Source organism: Streptomyces sp. NPDC033165 (genome assembly GCF_055577965.1).
Genome location: NZ_JBVIPK010000007.1, coordinates 1 through 16034, shown reverse-complemented (window position 1 = coordinate 16034; position 16034 = coordinate 1). Strand labels below are relative to the sequence as shown.

At 69.9% G+C, this 16034-nt stretch carries 11 protein-coding genes and 5 pseudogenes; 7 read left to right on the top strand and 9 right to left on the bottom strand.

Translation table 11 applies throughout. From position 1 onward, the window contains the following. Positions 1–195 precede the first annotated feature (195 nt). Positions 196–705 carry a transposase family protein gene (locus ACZ5WC_RS18025; RefSeq protein WP_468541706.1) on the top strand — a complete coding sequence of 170 codons (510 nt, stop codon included), beginning with the start codon at positions 196–198 and terminating at the stop codon, positions 703–705. 248 nt (positions 706–953) lie between these two features. On the opposite strand, the gene ACZ5WC_RS18020 is transcribed toward ACZ5WC_RS18025, so the two are convergent. Beyond that, complete coding sequence (locus ACZ5WC_RS18020) at positions 954–1136, bottom strand: hypothetical protein (protein WP_468541705.1); 183 nt, start codon at positions 1134–1136, stop codon at positions 954–956. Between the two features lie 18 nt (positions 1137–1154). Then, positions 1155–2762: an alpha/beta hydrolase gene (locus ACZ5WC_RS18015; RefSeq protein ID WP_468541704.1), complete on the bottom strand. Its 1608-nt coding sequence runs from the start codon at positions 2760–2762 to the stop codon at positions 1155–1157. Positions 2763–3368: 606 nt separating this feature from the next. Between ACZ5WC_RS18015 and ACZ5WC_RS18010 the strand changes: the two genes are divergently transcribed. Next, entirely contained in the window at positions 3369–3686 is a 318-nt protein-coding gene (locus ACZ5WC_RS18010) for a hypothetical protein (protein WP_468541703.1), read from the top strand. 112 nt (positions 3687–3798) lie between these two features. Here the strand turns inward: ACZ5WC_RS18010 and ACZ5WC_RS18005 are convergent, their stop codons facing one another. From ACZ5WC_RS18005 to ACZ5WC_RS17990, 4 genes and pseudogenes are all read right to left on the bottom strand, one after another. After that, positions 3799–4353 carry an IS5 family transposase gene (locus ACZ5WC_RS18005; RefSeq protein ID WP_468542017.1) on the bottom strand — a complete coding sequence of 185 codons (555 nt, stop codon included), beginning with the start codon at positions 4351–4353 and terminating at the stop codon, positions 3799–3801. A 170-nt stretch (positions 4354–4523) separates the two neighbouring features. Next, positions 4524–5702, bottom strand: a complete 1179-nt coding sequence (locus ACZ5WC_RS18000) for an RNA polymerase sigma factor (protein ID WP_468542016.1) — start codon at positions 5700–5702, stop codon at positions 4524–4526. 8 nt (positions 5703–5710) lie between these two features. Continuing rightward, positions 5711–6118, bottom strand: coding sequence for a YciI family protein (locus tag ACZ5WC_RS17995; RefSeq protein ID WP_096624190.1), 408 nt, complete (start codon positions 6116–6118; stop codon positions 5711–5713). 129 nt (positions 6119–6247) lie between these two features. Next, positions 6248–7457: pseudogene (locus ACZ5WC_RS17990) on the bottom strand (saccharopine dehydrogenase family protein). Between the two features lie 231 nt (positions 7458–7688). Here ACZ5WC_RS17990 and ACZ5WC_RS17985 point away from each other — a divergent pair. Together ACZ5WC_RS17985 and ACZ5WC_RS17980 are read left to right on the top strand one after the other, a co-directional pair. After that, positions 7689–8267 (top strand): annotated as a pseudogene (locus ACZ5WC_RS17985) (alpha/beta fold hydrolase); the annotation flags it as partial. Positions 8268–8361: 94 nt separating this feature from the next. Next, positions 8362–8949 (top strand): DUF998 domain-containing protein, encoded by a 588-nt coding sequence (locus tag ACZ5WC_RS17980; protein WP_468541702.1) that lies wholly within the window; start codon positions 8362–8364, stop codon positions 8947–8949. Positions 8950–9060: 111 nt separating this feature from the next. Here the strand turns inward: ACZ5WC_RS17980 and ACZ5WC_RS17975 are convergent. Next, positions 9061–9633 (bottom strand): annotated as a pseudogene (locus tag ACZ5WC_RS17975) (family 16 glycoside hydrolase); the annotation flags it as partial. Positions 9634–9763: 130 nt separating this feature from the next. On the opposite strand from ACZ5WC_RS17975, the gene ACZ5WC_RS17970 reads away from it, so the two are divergent. Then, a complete protein-coding gene (locus ACZ5WC_RS17970; RefSeq protein WP_468542015.1) occupies positions 9764–10603 on the top strand; it encodes an aminoglycoside phosphotransferase family protein in 840 nt (279 codons plus the stop codon). A 71-nt stretch (positions 10604–10674) separates the two neighbouring features. Here the strand turns inward: ACZ5WC_RS17970 and ACZ5WC_RS17965 are convergent. Beyond that, positions 10675–11281, bottom strand: a pseudogene (locus tag ACZ5WC_RS17965) (helix-turn-helix transcriptional regulator). Between the two features lie 54 nt (positions 11282–11335). Here ACZ5WC_RS17965 and ACZ5WC_RS17960 point away from each other — a divergent pair. Then, a pseudogene (locus ACZ5WC_RS17960) lies at positions 11336–12569 on the top strand (MFS transporter). On the opposite strand, the gene ACZ5WC_RS17955 reads toward ACZ5WC_RS17960, so the two are convergent. Continuing rightward, the gene (locus ACZ5WC_RS17955; RefSeq protein ID WP_468541701.1) at positions 12529–14097 is read right to left on the bottom strand and encodes a hypothetical protein; all 1569 of its coding nucleotides are present in this window, start codon (positions 14095–14097) and stop codon (positions 12529–12531) included. The pseudogene ACZ5WC_RS17960 and the gene ACZ5WC_RS17955 overlap by 41 nt on opposite strands. 592 nt (positions 14098–14689) lie before the next feature. Here ACZ5WC_RS17955 and ACZ5WC_RS17950 point away from each other — a divergent pair. After that, on the top strand, positions 14690–14962 hold the full coding sequence (locus ACZ5WC_RS17950; RefSeq protein WP_468541700.1) for a hypothetical protein: 273 nt from the start codon (positions 14690–14692) through the stop codon (positions 14960–14962). Positions 14963–16034: the final 1072 nt, after the last annotated feature.

The window sequence follows — 16034 nt, the reverse complement described above, 5'->3', positions numbered from 1 at the left end:
CACTTGACGCCTGCGAAGGTCCGGTGCGTGGTGCGATCCCGGTAGGAGTACTGGTTGCCGGTCTCGTGGGCAACGAGCTTGGAGCTTGTGCACGGTAGGCAGCGAGGCGTCGAGCCTGGATGGTTGATCACGGTCAGGTGACGGGGAATCCCCACGTGCGGTGTCATCAGCAATCGGCGGGTCAAAGGCCTGACCGTGCTGGCCTGCTGGTTCGGCGTCGACCGCTCCACGGTCCCCCGCGCCGTCGGCGAGGTGCCGCCCCTACTCGCCGAGCGAGGCTGCACCGTCAGCCCCGACGTGCGGCTGCGTACTCTGGCCGACCTCGTCGACCACTTCGGCGTCGGCGGGGCGACCGGAATCGTCGACGGCACCGAGATCCGGGTCCATCGGCCCGCCGCCGGACGCAAGGACCGCGACAAGTGCATCTCCGGCAAGAACAAGCAGAACGCTGTCAAGTCCATGTTGGTCACGGACGGCGAAGGCCGCATGCTGTGGTGCAGCCCGACAGGTCACGCAAGCTGCGTGGACATCATCCATGCCCGCCAATCGGGGCTGGCCAAGCTCTTGGCCGACGGGCCTGCAATGGAGATTTCTCGCCGATGCCGGCTACCAGGACCTGGGCGTGCAGACCGCCGACCGGGTGGTGACACCACCGCTCCGCAAGTTCAAGAAGAATGCCCTGGACTGGTACGAGGAGATGCATAAACGCCAGCGCATGGAACACTCCTCACGTCGTATCCGGGACGTCGTATCCGGGTCGGGCACGGCATCGCCCATTTGAAGAGTCGGCGGGCTCTGGCCCGCCACCTCAGCCGCCGCGAGCAGTGAGCGACACCGTCCAAGCCGTCGCCGGCCTGCTGTCCCATCCGCGGACCGCGGACCTGACGTCGACACGTCAGAGGTGAACACTCAGTCCCGCCGCCGTCCTCGACGCCTCGCTGCCTACCGTGTACCTACTCGCCAGTCGGCCGCCTTCCTTGGAGCTGGGTGCTGCGGGTGTCGGGCATCGCCACATGACCGACGCAACAGCCCTGGCCCCATTCCACCTGGACGAAGGCGGCGACTTCGACCCGCTCCACCGCCATTGTCTCTTCGATGGCGACATCGACCGAGTCGCCGACGCCTTCGAGGAACACAACGCCGACGAGCCACGCTCACGGCTGGGAAAGGCTGGCCGAGTCACTGGTCCGCTCCCGCCTGCCGTCCTGTTGGGAGCAGGTCTTGTCGGTGGCAGGCAGCTTGCCGGTGGCCAGGTACCGGTTGACCTGGTTGTCGACGCAGGCGTTCTCGTAGAGGCCGTAGACCGCGTGCCGGTTGGCGCCCTTGAGGGTGAGCAGCTTGGAGCTGGGCAGCAGGCCGTGCAGGGCGACGGCCCCGGTGTGCGTGGTGCGCGGGTCTCCGGTGGCGGACACGATCAGCACCTTGGCGTCGCGCTTCACCGTGGTGGGCTTCTCGCGGGGCCGGTCCCAGAAGGCGCACGGACTGATGTTGTTCACCAGAGGACCGAGGCGTGGGTGCGCGGCTCGGCTCCTCTCGATGTCGCGCCAGTAGACCTCGGGGTCGCGCGGGGCAGCTACGTCCCCGCAGATGACCGCGGACTGCACGCTGCCGTGGTGCGACTGCTCGCCGGTCGTCACGAGGCGGAGGATCCCCGCGAACTGCGGCGACAGTCGGGTCGGCTGCCCTGCCGCCGCCCGGTTCAGTACGGACACCTGCTCACCGAGGGTCGCCCGGGATGCGTCGGTGTCGCTGTCGATCCCGGCGACGAGCACGAACGGGACCAGGGTGTCGTCGAGGTGGAAGGTGTCCGGGCCCGTGCCAACGGTGATCGGGCGGCTCGCGGACTGCTCGATGAGGCGGTCGATCGTGGCAAGGACCTGGCCGCGGGTACGGCCGAGGCCATAGGTGTCATGGCGGACAGCGGCCCATGCGGCCCAGTCGGCAAGCGCCTGCTCGTTCTCGTCGACGGCCTCCCGCAACAGCCGGGGGCCGAACTTGCGCGGATCGATGGCGCCGTCCAGGACCATGCGGTCGGTGCGGCCCGGGAACATCTGGGTGTAGACGGTGCCCAGGTAGGTGCCGTACGAGTAGCCGAAGTATGAGATCTTCCGCTCGCCGAGCGCCCCGCGGATGACGTCCATGTCGCGGGCCGTGTTGCGGGTGCTGACGTGCGGCAGCACAGCGGCGTCGGTGGCACGGCACTTGGCGGCCAGGTCCTTCTGGAGGACGACCTGGCGCTCGAAGGCCGCCCGGTCGAGGCCGGCCGAGGAGAGAGTGGTGCCGACGGGCCAGCCGCAGTCCAGCTTGGTGCTGCGGCCGACGAAGCGCGGGTCGAAGCCGACGATGTCGTACCGCCGTCCCGTCTTCTTCATCCAGGTGTGGAACTCCGGCGGGGATTCGAAGGCGGTGCCGCCGGGACCGCCGTTGTTGAGCAGGATCGAACCGATGCGGTGGCGGGTGTCGGTGGCTTTGAGCCGGGATATCGCGACGGTGATCGTACGTCCCCGGGGGGTGGTGTAGTCGAGCGGCACGGTGACGTCCGTGCACTGCACACCGGCCGCGTCCAGACCACGGCCCACGGTGTCGTCCGGGCCATCGGCGCAGCTGCCCCAGCTCAGTGGCTGGTTGTAGTAGCGGTGGAGGCCGAAGGCGTACTTCGGCGTGCTGGGGACAGCAGTGGCCGTGGCGGGGGCGGCCCCGAGGCAGGCGGCGAGGGCGAGGCCCACCGCCGAGGCGCGGCGCAGGGCCGAGGCGGCGGTCATCACGAAGTCTCCTCGGGGCGGTGGGCGTGGGGTGTTGCGGTCGGGGGTACCAGCCGTGTTTCTCTCACCCCTCAGACGCTAGGCGGAACGGCCGCACCTCTCACTACAGTTGACCCCCCAACTCCGAGGGGGTAACCCCCACCAGTGCGGCTCCAGGAAGTCGGGCAGTTCGAGCCACTCGGGCGGCCGGAAGGCGGGCTCTCGCCAGCCGGGTATGAGCCTGCCGTTCTGGACGCGCTCGCCCTGTGCACGGACGCCGCAGCTACCTGCCCGGCGATCAAGATCTGGCTACTGGGCTCACCTGCGGTTCCATCCGCGCTTCACCCCGACTGGATCGTCCTGGCTCACCTGGTGGAGCGAGGGTTCGCCGAGCTGACGAACAAACAGATACCACGAGGCGCCCACAGGACCGCCCAGGCCCTGGCAAGGACATCCGCACCTGGATCACGGCCTGGAACACCGGCCCCAGGCCTGCCCTGCATCTGGACCAAGACGGCAGACGAGATGCTCGAACGCCTCGCCTCACATCTGGACAGAATTCCTGACTCAGTAAACTAATAGGGCCTGTTGTGAAAGTGCTGGTGGGCGGGTTGTTAGGGTCTGGTCATGGCGCGTCTGAAGATTGAGATATCCGTTCCGGAGAGTCATGCAGATGTAGTGATCGATGCTCTCCATGCGGCTGGGGCGGGCCGGGTCGGTGAGTACGCGCGGTGTTCCAGCGTGTGGAGGGTGACCGGCAACTGGCTGCCGTTGCCCGGCTCGCAGCCGTATGACGGCGAGGAGGGCGTCGTGCAGCACGGTGAGGAATGCAGGATCGAATCCGTCTGTGATGTGGAGCAGGCCCGCGCCGTCCAGCAAGCGGTCCGCGACGCTCACCCGTACGAGGAAGCGGTCATCCACTTCCTTCCCCTGTACGAGCCGTGACGCAACCGACAGACGTACGCACCACAGCCACTCGTTGATGGCTGCGACGGGGGCGGTGGCCCGTAGCGGGCGGCGAGTCCGGGATCGTGCAGCGGATCCCTCGCCTGCGCAGCTAGACGCGGTCCTTCCAGGAACCGTACGCCGTGTCAGCACGTACCTCGTCGGGCCGTTCGCGTGGCCGCCCCAGCCCTTGTCGGGGCACCCGGACGTGTTCCAGGACGGGTTCGAACTGCGGAGAATTCCCGCGCTGTCCGGCCGTGATCACGATCGGGATGGGCTCCTGGCCCTGCTCGACCGCGAGATGGAGCCTGGTGGTCACTCCGCCCCGTGAACGCCCGAGGCCGTGGCCCGTCCGGCTCGGTCTCAGCGCCGCCGGGCGGCTCCTTCTGGAGATTCCCCTCTTGGCCGCTCCGGCGGCGTGCTGACGGGCTCGGCACACCGTCGTGTCGACCCTCACATCCCAGCTGATCAGGCCGTCCGCGTCTGCCCGTGACCGGAGCCGGGTGAAGGCCCGCTTCCATGTGCCGTTGCGCTGCCAGCGCCGGAACATGTCGTAGACCCGGTTCCACAGCCCGTGCCGCTCGGGCACATACCTCCACAGTGTCCCGGCGCGGGGCCGCCACCGTATGCCGTTGATCAGCTGCCGCCTGGCCGCCCCCGAGGTCATCGTCATCACCGGCTACGGGGACACCAGCCCCGGGCAGAAGCGGAAGTCCTGAAGACCTACAAGCTGCTCGCCGACGTATCGACGATCGGGGACGACCGGATCGCCGTCCTCGACTACGCCGACCTCGTCGAGAGCCCGCGCAGTCCGAGCCCCGCGCATTCCGGCGGCGATCAGCTCGCCGGCGGAGGACCTGGGGAGGGCCGCTTCGTAGGACGACCGGAGTTGAGGCGGGCGGCCTGGCGGGTCAGGTGGTCGCGCTCGGCGAGGTTGGAGGCCTTGCGGGCCGCCTCGGCGTAGAGCCGGGCTGCCGTCGCGGGGTCGCCGTCGCGTTCGTGGAGATACGCCGCCACCGCCGTGTGGCGCGGCAACGAGCCGTCCAGATCGGCGAGTTCCGCCAGCCCGGCCCGCGGACCGTCGGCCTCACCCACGGCCACCGCCCGGTTCAGCCGGACGACCGGGCTGTCGGTGAGCTCCACGAGTTCGTCGTACCACTCGACGATCTGCACCCAGTCGGTCTCCGCCGCGGTGGGTGCGTCGGCGTGCAGCGCCGCGACGGCGGCCTGCGCCTGGTACTCACCCAGCCGGTCACGGGCGAGGGCACCCTGGAGGATCGCGACGCCCTCGGCGATCGCCCCGGTGTCCCACCGGCTCCGGTCCTGCTCGGCGAGCGGCACCAGACCCTCGTCGGGCGCGGTCCGGGCGGCGCGCCGGGCGTGGTGCAGCAGCATGAGGGCGAGCAGCCCCGCCACCTCGGGGTGGTCGATCGCCGCCGCGAGGTGGCGGGTGAGCCGGATGGCCTCCGCGGCGAGGTCGACGTCGCCGGAGTAGCCCTCGTTGAAGACCAGATAGAGGACGCGCAGCACGGTGGCGACATCCCCGGGACGGTCGAACCGTATGTCGGAGACGGCGCGCTTGGCCCGGCTGATCCGCTGCGCCATGGTCGCCTCGGGCACCAGGTAAGCCTGGGCGATCTGGCGGGTGGTCAGTCCGCCGACGGCCCGCAGCGTGAGCGCGACCGCCGAGGAAGGGGTCAGCGACGGGTGGGCGCACAAGAAGTAGAGGTGAAGCGTGTCGTCCACGGAGGGCGCCGGGCCGGGCGCTGGCTCCTCGTCGACGCGTTCCTCACGCCGGCGGCGGGCCGCATCCGCCCGCGTCGCGTCGAGGAACCGTCGCCAGGCCACGGTGACCAGCCACCCCTTCGGGTCCCTCGGCGGGTCGGCGGGCCAGACACGGACCGCCTCGACCAGCGCCTCCTGGACGGCGTCCTCGGCCGCCGCGAAGTCGGCTCCGCGGCGGACGAGGATTCCGAGCACGCCCGGGGTGAGGCTCCGGAGCATCAGCTCGTCCATCGAGGACGTCACTCCGTGATGGTGGGCGGCGCGGTCAGGAACGGGCGCACCTCCAGCCATTCGTGGATCGGCTTCCCGCCCGCGCCCGGGGCCGCCGACAGCTCCCCGGCCAGCTCGACGGCCCGCTCGTAGCGGTCGACGTCGATGATCATCCACCCGGCGATCAGGTCCTTCGTCTCGGCGAACGGCCCGTCCGTGACCGGCGGCCGCCCCTCACCGTCGTACCGGACCCACGCGCCCTCGGGGGCGAGCGCCTGGCCGTCGACGTACTCCCCGGTCTTCTCCAGCCGGGCCGCGAAGTCGTTCATGTACTGCACATGAGCGGAGATCTCCTGCGGCGTCCACTGATCCATGGGTACGTCATTGACCGCGGCGGGAGCGCCTCGGTAGTGCTTGAGCAGCAGGTACTTTGCCATGGTTGTTCTCCTCGGTGCGGGCGACCACGTTGGTCGCGTTCACTACGGGGACGGAGCCGGACACGGGTTCTCGACATGGCGGCCCCATCTTTTTCCGCTTTTCTTTCGCCCCTCTTCAGCCAGGCGCGATCACTGCTCGCGCAGAGCCCAGGGTGCCCCGTACGCGACGAGCAGGTCGAGGAAGGGGCGCGGGGGCAGGGCCTCGGCGCCCAGGACGCCCGTACCGCTCCAGGCCCCGTCCGCCATCAGCTCCAGCGCGACGACGGGATTGACGGCCGTCTGCCAGACCACCGCCTGGGAGCCGTACTCGCGCATCGACCACTGGTTCGTCGACGACGCGGTAGAGGTACACGCCCCGGGGCGCACCGTTCCTCGTCCCCCTGACCCAGGTTCCGGCGCGGGTCCTGCCGTGTATACGGTCGCCGAGTGTGGCCGGGTCGGGGAGACACGCCGCGACCACATCGCGTGGCGACACTTCACCACCGGTGACCGACACCTTGTCCGTGCGGTCGAGGCCGAGCTTGTGGAGGGTCTTGAGCGCATTGATGAACTCGTTGCCGAGCCCGCACGTGAAGGTGACGCGCCGGGCGTTCACCCAGCGCGGGATCAGCAGCACCTCCTCATGCTCGACGTTGACGCATTCGCCCGGCTCGAACCCTTCGGGGAAGTCGAAGACCTCCGGCTCGCTGAAGGGCGCTGTGGTGAACCAGCCCCGGTCCTTCTCCCAGATCATCGGTGGTTTCAGACACTCCTCGATGGTCGTCCATATCGAGAACGAAGGGGCGAAGTCGTAATCATCCACCGTGAGTTCGGCGCCGTCACGGACGCTGGTCTCCTCGATCTCGTCGAACAGTTCGTCCGCGGCGTAACGGGCGAAGGCATGGGAGAGACCCGGCTCGACGCCTTCGCCGACGAGCGCGAGACGGCCCGCCTCCTCCCAGGCGGCGGCCCGTTCGAACTGCCGGTCACCGAGCTTGATCCCGCACTCCTCGTACGGCCGCTCCGCATGTGGGGCAGACCGGGACATGGCCATGTCCAGATAGTGCACACCGGCGGCAGGCGCCGCCTCGAACAGCGGTATCACGAACCAGGGGTCGGTGGCGTTCACGAGGATGTCGCACCGGTGCTCGGTGAGGAGCGCGGCCACCGCCGCCCGGTCCGAGGCCTCGACGCGCAGCGCGCTGAACCGGGTCTCCTCCCGGCCGAGGGCGTCCACCGCGGCCTCGGCGCGGGAGAGGTCGTAGTCCGTGACGATCATGTGGTCGAAGAACGAGCGGCGGGCGGCGATCCTGGTGATCGCGGTGCCCACGCCGCCCGCACCGACAAGCAGCACGCCCATGGCAGGTACACCTTTCATCGGTTTCTGTCAGATCTCGTCGAAGAGCGCTGCCCTGGGATTCGTCCAGGAACGGCGTGAACTTGAGCGACGCCAACGCCGTTGGCCTAAGGCGTCCTCCCTCGCAGGCGCGTTCCAGTGCGAGGCGACACACCATGTGCCCGCGTGGCGGACGCCGGGAACACGGGGCGGACTGGCTGGGACGACCGTGATCCATAGAGGCCGGGGACAACGGGCGAGTACGCGGACCTTCCTGGGGCCGGCACCTGGTACGAGACCGAGGGGACCGGCGCCCCTCTCTGGTTCTCCTGCCCGGCGGCTTCTGCACCAACGAGACCTACCAACGAGACCTGGGGAGCGCAGCGCGCCGACCTCGCCGCCGCCCACCGCGTGTACCCGCCCGAGCGGCGTCCGCACGGGCGTACCCCGGACGTCCCGGGCCGTCCGCCCACCAGGACATGGCCGACGACACCGTGGCTTTGCTGGAGGCCGTCGTGGGGCCCGCGCATCTGGCTGGCGGGAGCGGCGCCGGCCTGGTCGCCCGACTCGTCGCCATCGCCTGGCCTGGCATGGTCCGCAAGGTCGCGGCACCGCCTCTTGGCATGGCCGGGGACGAGACCTGATGACGCCGGGGCACAACCCCGGGCTGTACCGGGCGATCCGGGCCGCGCAATCGGCCGTCGTCCCGGGCACCTCCCACCTGGTCCCGCTGGGTAAGCCCGCCCTCGTCAACCGGCTGATCCTCGACCACCTCGCACAGGGCCGGTGGGGACGATGCTGCCCGTCCGGCGCGCCGATTCCCAGGGCGACTGAGTCACTTGCGAGGCCCGAGGCCCGAGGCCCGAGGCCTGAGGGCGGGGAGTCGAGAGTCGCGACCACGCCAGGCTTACCCATTTATGCTGTTTCAATGCGACTTGCTCCCTGGTGGGCCCTCCTCTCCTCCGGGTGTGCTCCTGTGCTCCTGGTCGGTTCCTGGGCGATCGCGCAAGTGCGCCAAGGCCCGGAGTACGACCCGGCGCGAGAGACCCTCAGCGTGCTGGCAGCGTATGGCGCCAGCAGCTACTGGCTGATGACAGGAATGCTGGTGGTGCTGGGCTCCTGTTACGTGCTCACGGCGCACGCGCTCCGCCCGGCGGCGCTCGCCGGGCGTGTGGCCCTGGCCGGCGGCGGGCTGTCCGCGCTGGCCCTGACCCTGGTGCCCGCACCGAGCAGCGGCGGAGCCCTTGAGCACGGGGCCGTGGCGACGGTCGGCCTCGTCCTGCTGGCGGTATGGCCTCCCCTGGCCGCCGTCCGGGGCACACCATCGGCTCCATGGGGTCTGAGGTGGGATGTGTCGCTCGCCGCCAGCGCCTTCATGGGGGCAACCGCGCTGTGGTTCCTGGCGGAACTGCAGAGCGGACGGACGCCCGGTGTCGCCGAGCGGGTGGTGACGTTCGTCCAGGCGTTGTGGCCCTTCCTGGTCGTCGTCTCCTGCCGACGGCAGCGCATCGGCTGACCCTGTCGCGAACGCGAACGCGAACGCGGGCGGGGTGGTTACGCGAGAACGACAACGGCGCGAGGGACGGCGGCAGAACGCTGCCACCCCTGAGGGACGGCAGGCGGCTCGGGTCAGCGGCTCGACCCACACATTCCGGCAGCGGATCTCGCTGCCGTGGTCACGGAGGATGTCGAAGCCTTTGCCGCCGCTGGGGGCGAGCTTCTGGAGCCCGTAGGTCAGCTTGCCCGCCTGGTCCCAGTTGCCGCCCGCACCGAGCCCCGCCGGCGTGGATCGCCCCGTCCGGCCCCATGCTGATGCGGTTGACACCCACCTCCAGACCTCACGGGTGAGACGGAAGACCGCACCCTCGTAACCGCCGTCGACCTTCTCCAGGCAGGCACGCTGGATGCCGCCGTAGGAGACGTCCCAGAACAGCATCTGTTCGGCGAACCGAGCCCTCGCTCAACTAGAATCGAGTGCTGGGGGAGTTGGCTATCTCGTTCTGCGGCAGTCACAGCATCGGCTTGGTTGCCGGCTTGGTCACCGGCTCGGCGTCGAAGGGGCCCGAGGGGTTGGTGCAGTGGTTGAAGAAGAGGTCCTGTTCGATGTGGAGCAGCTTCGAGGAGGGCAGCCAGCCGACTTGGTTGTCCAGTCCAGGACGAACATGCCGCCCTCGGGGCGCCGGCCAATGCCGTTGGGGGAGAGCCCAGAAGTGAACGAGCAAGCCGTGCCGCCCGTAGCGCCCGTACTGCCCGGACCGCCCGGGCTTGACGGCGATGCCAGGCTCAGGGCCGACGCCCCGGTTTTCCTCGACGCCCCACTCGTCGGGCGCCTGATCGCCACGCAGTTTCCGCAGTGGAGCGAACTGCCCCTGACACTGCTGGACCCGGCCGGTTCGGACCACGTGATCTACCGTCTGGGCGAGGAACTGTCCGTACGGCTGCCCCGCCACGCCGACGCCATCGGGCAGGCGAGGAAGGAGGCCGAGTGGCTGCCCCGGCTTGCCCCGCATCTGCCGCTCGCCGTCCCCGTTCCGGTGAAGGTCGGCGTGCCCGCCCTCGGCTACCCCTGGCCGTGGGCGGTGACCCGCTGGCTGGACGGCGAAGTGGCGAGCGTGGACACACTGGCCGAATCCACCCCGGCCGCCGTCCGGCTGGCCGAATTCCTCACCGCCCTCCAGCACTTCGAGCCTGACACAGCCCGGGTCGTGGGCGCCCGCGACGACCCGACTGCGGAACCGTTGGCCGCCCGCGACCGCGCGACCCGTGCCGCCATCGCCAGGACGGCGGACACGTTCGACGCGGCGGCGATGACCGCTCTGTGGAACGCGGCACGGAACGCCCCGCCTTGGGACCGCGCGGCGGTCTGGTACCACGGAGACTTCCACACCGGGAACCTGCTGACCGCCCACGGCCGCCTCAGCGCGGTCATCGACTTCGGCGAACTCGGCGTCGGCGACCCGTCCCGCGACCTGATGATCGCCTTCACCTTGCTGTCTGCCGACAGCCGCGCGGTCTTCCGTACGGCACTGGGCGTGGACGACGCGACCTGGCTACGAGGCCGGGGCTGGGCCCTGGCCACGGGCCTGAACGCGTACACGACGTACGCCGCTTCCGACCGCCGCGTAGCCGAGCAGACGACCCGCCAGATCACGGCCGCACTCGACGGCTGAAGCGTGCTGTGATCGGCCTCGAAGGCGCCGACACACGTTGACCGTCCCGTCCCGCGCCGAGGATTCCCGGCTCATCGGGGCCGGTAGGTGCCCGGAGTGCGACCGTAAACACGACGGAAGACATCGATGAACGCGCTGGCGGAAGACCAGCCGCACCGGTGCGCCACCGCGGTCACCGGAGTGTCCTCGGCCAGCAGGGCCAGGGCCTTGTACAGGCGCAGTTGAGTGCGCCACTGGGGGAACGTCATGCCCAGGTCCGAGGTGAAGAGCCGCGACAGCGTGCGGGCACTCGCACCCGTCTCCCTGCCCAGGGCATCCAGGGTGCGCTGGTCCGCGGGATCGGCGCACAGGACGTCGCAGACCAGGCGGAGGCCGGCATCGGTCGGGGCCGGGAACATGGACCGGCTGTTGCGGTGAGGCCACCAGCTGGTCGAGCAGTACGGCCCGTAGCAGTTCGAGCGACCCGTGGGCACGGTGTGCGTGGACGGTACCGGCCGGTATCCAGATGGCCCGGTTCGCCGGTGCCACCCAGGTGCCGAGATCGGTGGTGACGGCCACCACGCCACGTGCGGCGTAGACGATCTGGTGGTCGTCGTGGCGGTGGGCGCCGATCTCCGCTCCCGGGAGCAACCACTGCGTGCGGGTCGGCGCTACCGGCTCATGGCGGATCTCAGTCATGCCCTGTCCCTATATCGGAAGCTCGCCACCCCGTGAACCGTGACGATGGCCCCCATGGCGAAGAACAGACCAATCAGCCTGCTGTCCGTCGGACATGCCTGTGTCGACGTCTACCAGGGGGCGGCGGACGTGCTCGTCCCCCACTTCGTCGCCGAACGCGCCTACACCCATGCCGCGGCCCTTCGGGATCGTGCTCGCCACGTCGTGCTGTCCTCCGTGGCCCAGCCCCTGTTCGGAGCGGTGACGGACCGTAGGGCGATGCCCTGGCTCCTCCCGGTGAGCACCGTCGTCGGAGGTCTGGGGATCGCCCTGAGCGGCTCCTACACGCTGACCCTGCTGTTCGTCGCCGTCGGAGGGGTGGGCGTCGCCGCCTATCATCCGGAGTCCGCCCGGGTCGCCCGCCTCGCGGCCGGAGGCAGCCACACGGCGATGGGCTGGTTCTCGCGGGGCGGCAACCTCGGCTTCGCCTTCGCCCCGGTCCTCGTAGCCGTGGTCGTCGGTACGGGCGGTCTCCAGCTCCCCCCCCCCACTGCTGGTGATACTGGCCCTGGTCGGCAGCGTGCTCACCCTGCCCGTACTGCGCGCCCTGGAACGCAGAAGCTCCCCTTCCTCCACGACGCCCACGGAGGCACCCGCAGTCTCCGACGACCTGCCCTCCATCGTGAAGCTGGCCCTAGCGGTGGTCTGCCGGTCCGTCATCTCCATCGGCCTGAGCACCTTCATCTCGTTCTACGTACGCGAGCGCACAGGCGGAGGAACGGCGGCAGGCGCCGCGGCCCTGGTCGTGCTCTACTTCGGTGGCGCTGTCGGCACCGTCCTGGGCGGCAACCTCGCCGAGCGCTGGGACCGCGTCACCTGGTGCGCAGGTCCTCGATGCTGGCCGTGGCCGCCGTGGCCGGCCTCGTCCTCACCCCGGGCCGCGCTCTACGCGTTCGTCGCCTTGACCTCAGCAGCCCTCTACACCCCCTTCTCGCTCCAAGTGACCCTGGCTCAGGACTACCTGCCCAGCCGCGTCGGCACGGCAAGCGGCATCACTCTCGGGCTGACCATCAGCATCGGCGGCCTGTTCAGCCCCCTGATCGGACGCCTGGCCGACGCGACCTCGCTGCAAACCGCCCTGACCCTCTTGATCGCCGTGCCCGCCCTGAGCTGGCTGCTGCTCCGCACCCTCGCGGAACCACCCGTACGGGAAGCACGAAGGCCACCGCTACCGGAGCGGGTTGATCAAGCACGGGCGGCCGGGCGGGCTACTCCGCCGGGTTCTGGGGCAGGGCCAGTGGGCAGCTGAGAGGAAGCACCCGCTCGGCCAGCTGCCCAGTGAGACGGGTGTCGGTGACTTCGGCGTCGGTCAGCCATTGCGCATTGGTCAACTGCTCTACCAAGGCGTCCAGTTCATCGGGGGCAACAGCACACCAGGAAGCCAGGTCCTCCAGGACGAGACCTTGCCCGCCGGGCCCGAGTTGCCCGTCGGTGGTGGTCCGGGTGGCCAGGGCCAACGCGAGCAGACGGGTCTCGGCACTGGTCTTGCGCTTACGGAGTTTCTTGTCGCCGACGACTTTCTGGGCCCATCCGCTGATCTTGGGGCGGGTCTTCCTGCCGAACGTGAAGAGGCCCTCGCCGTCGTCGCCGGGCATCAGGGAGGGGATGGTGATCTGAGTGGGGCACTCCGGCCGTGAGGCGAGTACATCTTCCGGTGTGCCGGGGATCCGCAGCCAACCGCAGTCGATGAGCTGCGCGATCAGGTCCTCCGGCTTCTCCAGGGGCAGGGACGTGACGTCCTGGCCGACGAGGTTGCCGGTGCCGGTGAGTACCGTGCGCAGGGTCAGCATCACCACCATCAGGCGTGCTTGGGCTCCGGGGAGGGGCGAGTGCGCGGCCACGTGGTCGAGGATGCTTCGGGCATGCTGCTGCGCGGTCCCGGTCAGCAGCCGCTTCACCGCTGGCGCCTCACCGTCGCCGCCATGCCCGGTGCGGAACCGGTGCTGGAGGCGAGCGGCCTCGGCGGCCTGCTCGGCACGCTGGGCCTCCAGCCGCAGCCGAGTGTCGCCCGTGACGTCCGCCCAGATGGTGAACGCCTTCGACTTGCGGGAGTGGAGGTCGGCGAGGACCGCCAGATCGGGTTCGGTGCGCTGCTGATAGGCACGGAAGAGATCGCCCAGCTCGATGAGCTCGTCGCGCAGGGCGACGGGGTGCAGATCGTGCGGGACGATTCGCTGCGCGATCTTCCCGTACCGGGGGCGACGCCGCGGCGGTGCGGAGCGGGGAGCGGGAACACCGTGCGGCACGTCGGCGGGGGGCGGGGAATGGTCGGAGAACCGCGGTGCCGTCACAGCCGAGTTGGCCGTGCGACCGGGACCCGTCCGGGTGCCGGTGGTGCGTCCGGGGCCAGCGGTGGTCGTGGCGGTGGCGACGACCTTCGCGGCGGGATGGGCGGCCGCGCACCGCGCACAGCACTCCAGGATCTGCCACCAGCGGCTCTGCCGGTCGGTGATGACGGCGAGAACGACCGGCCCTCCGCACCGCCAGGGTGCGGCACGGCGGGGCCCGGCAGGCGGGGTGTGCAGACGGCAGTCCTCGGCTTTGCAGGCGCAGTGGGCTTCCGGCCGAGGCCCCGGTGCGGCTTGCAGGTGGGCCTTGAGATGCGCGACGGCGGCCGCACGGCCCGCGGCGGCGGAGGGAAGCTGCTGGGTGGCGCAGACCGGTCGGCTGCACGAGACGCGCACGGCGGGACTGCCCCCGCCGGCCGGGTCCAGTCGCACGGTCCACTTGCGGCCCGGCAGCCGCTCGTCCAACTCACTCGTTACGGTGTTTTCCACGCCGTGACGCCTTTCTGGCTGTTCCTGATACGCGCCTTGACTGTGCAGGGGACAGGCCCGCCGGGCGCGCAGCGGCCCGGGGACCGGTCGGCTGCTGCTCCTGGGGCCCAGGGCCCCAGGGTGGGTGTCCGTGCCCCCCGCCCCCAACCCATGACGCTATGTCATGATCCGTTTCCGCACAGCAAAATGCTGGTGGACGTCACCGGGTCAGGTGGGAGGACCCGGACGGCAGGGGTACCCGAGCCGGACTGGGGGTACATACCGATTCCAACGACCTGGAGCAGGAGAAGTACCGGAGGAGCGGCGGTCTCAGCAGCCAGTGTGCCGCGCGTCAACTCCGTTGCGAGCGCGCAGCTCCACCCCGGATGTCCATCCCATGCCATTCCTGGGAGCCCGCATGACCGTCGAGCACACCCCGGACTTCCCTCCGAGGTCCCCGCCTCCTCCCAAACGCCCGGTGCAGCCCCCGCGCCCGGAGACGCCGCTCACGGATTCTGCGCGGATGCATGTACGGAACCGCAGGTCGGCGAACTGGTCTCTGGAGGCGGCCCCATGGGCACCGAGGAAGGCCTCCAGGGATGTACTGGCCCGGTTGAACGAGTGGGGCTACGGCGAATCCGACCGGGCCGTCACCGACCTGACGGAGCTCCTGGTGCGCACTGCGGTCGCGGACGGCGGCCGCCGCATCTCGGTACACCTGGCCGACCAGGACCGCCGGGCGCTGATCGTCGCCCTGTCGCACCGTCCGTGCGCCGCGGCCACGGATACTGAGCTCCTGCCGCAACTGACCAGCTTGGGCGCCGTGTCGTGCGGGTCGGACGTGGCGGTGGGCGGTCGCCGGGTGTGGGCGGTCCTGGACCTGTGACCACGTGAGGGTGGGCCTGGGATCCGGCTTGGGACTGGGGCTGTTTCCTGCCCTGCCCTGTCCCCTGGCCTGCCCTGCCCTGCCCTGCCCTGCCCTGTCCTGCCAGGGTTTCGCGCTGACGATGCTGGTCGTGACCCCAGCCCGGCCTGATGTCATCGGTTCTCCGGACGGCCTCCTGCAAGAGCCTTTCGAGGATCACTGGGCCATGATCGCCAGCGCCCTCAACAACGCGCGCACGTTCTCGTGGCCCGACGGGGAAGGGGACTGAACCGAGGCGTCGAAGGTGCGCGGAGCGAATGAGGCGAACCGCCGGGAGACGGTCGGCCCCCTACTGGCGGCTGTCGGCTTCCCGTCGCCCATGACTGTGCGGGACCTGTCCGAGCTCCACCTGATGCGAGGCCGGGCACGCCGCGAGGAGTCACCGGGGCGGCACCCGATGGTCCATGCCCGCCGTACGGCCGCTGCCCGGTGACCTACTGCCTCTGGACACTTACCTGACCCACATCGGCTCGACGGGATCCGGACGGGGAACGGCTGGAGGCGCATCAGCGCATCAGCGCTTCCTCCCGGTCATGGATCGGGATCACTTCCACGAGACCCGGGTGCGGCTGAGCGCAGGGCCGACGGCGAGGGACTGAGACGGGCCCTGTGCATTGCGCAGCCCAGTGCGGGCAGGTCATGTCAGCGGCCGCAGCTGTCGTGGCCGGGCGTGGTGGGAACCGAAGACACACCCGTCATCGTGGTCCGCGGCAACGGCTCCTCAGGGACGTGGTCCGTCGCGGCAGGGCGGCGCGCAAAGCCCGGCCGCAGCCACGCGATCCAGTCAGCACGATCATGTCCATCGCTTCCCGTTCGCCCTGGTTGTCGACCTTGTCGCGGAGTGCGAGGTTACGGACGTGCGCCTTCTCTTCAACACCAAGATGAGGCGCGAGGCGGCCGTGCCCATCGATGAGGAACTCGAAGCCGCCATCCGCAAGTACTGAGGTTGAACTCGTGATGTCACATGGTTGCTCAGGTGGGTCTGATGGTCAGGCCGGTCTCGGCGAGGCAGCCGTCTATGAGGTGGCTGCGG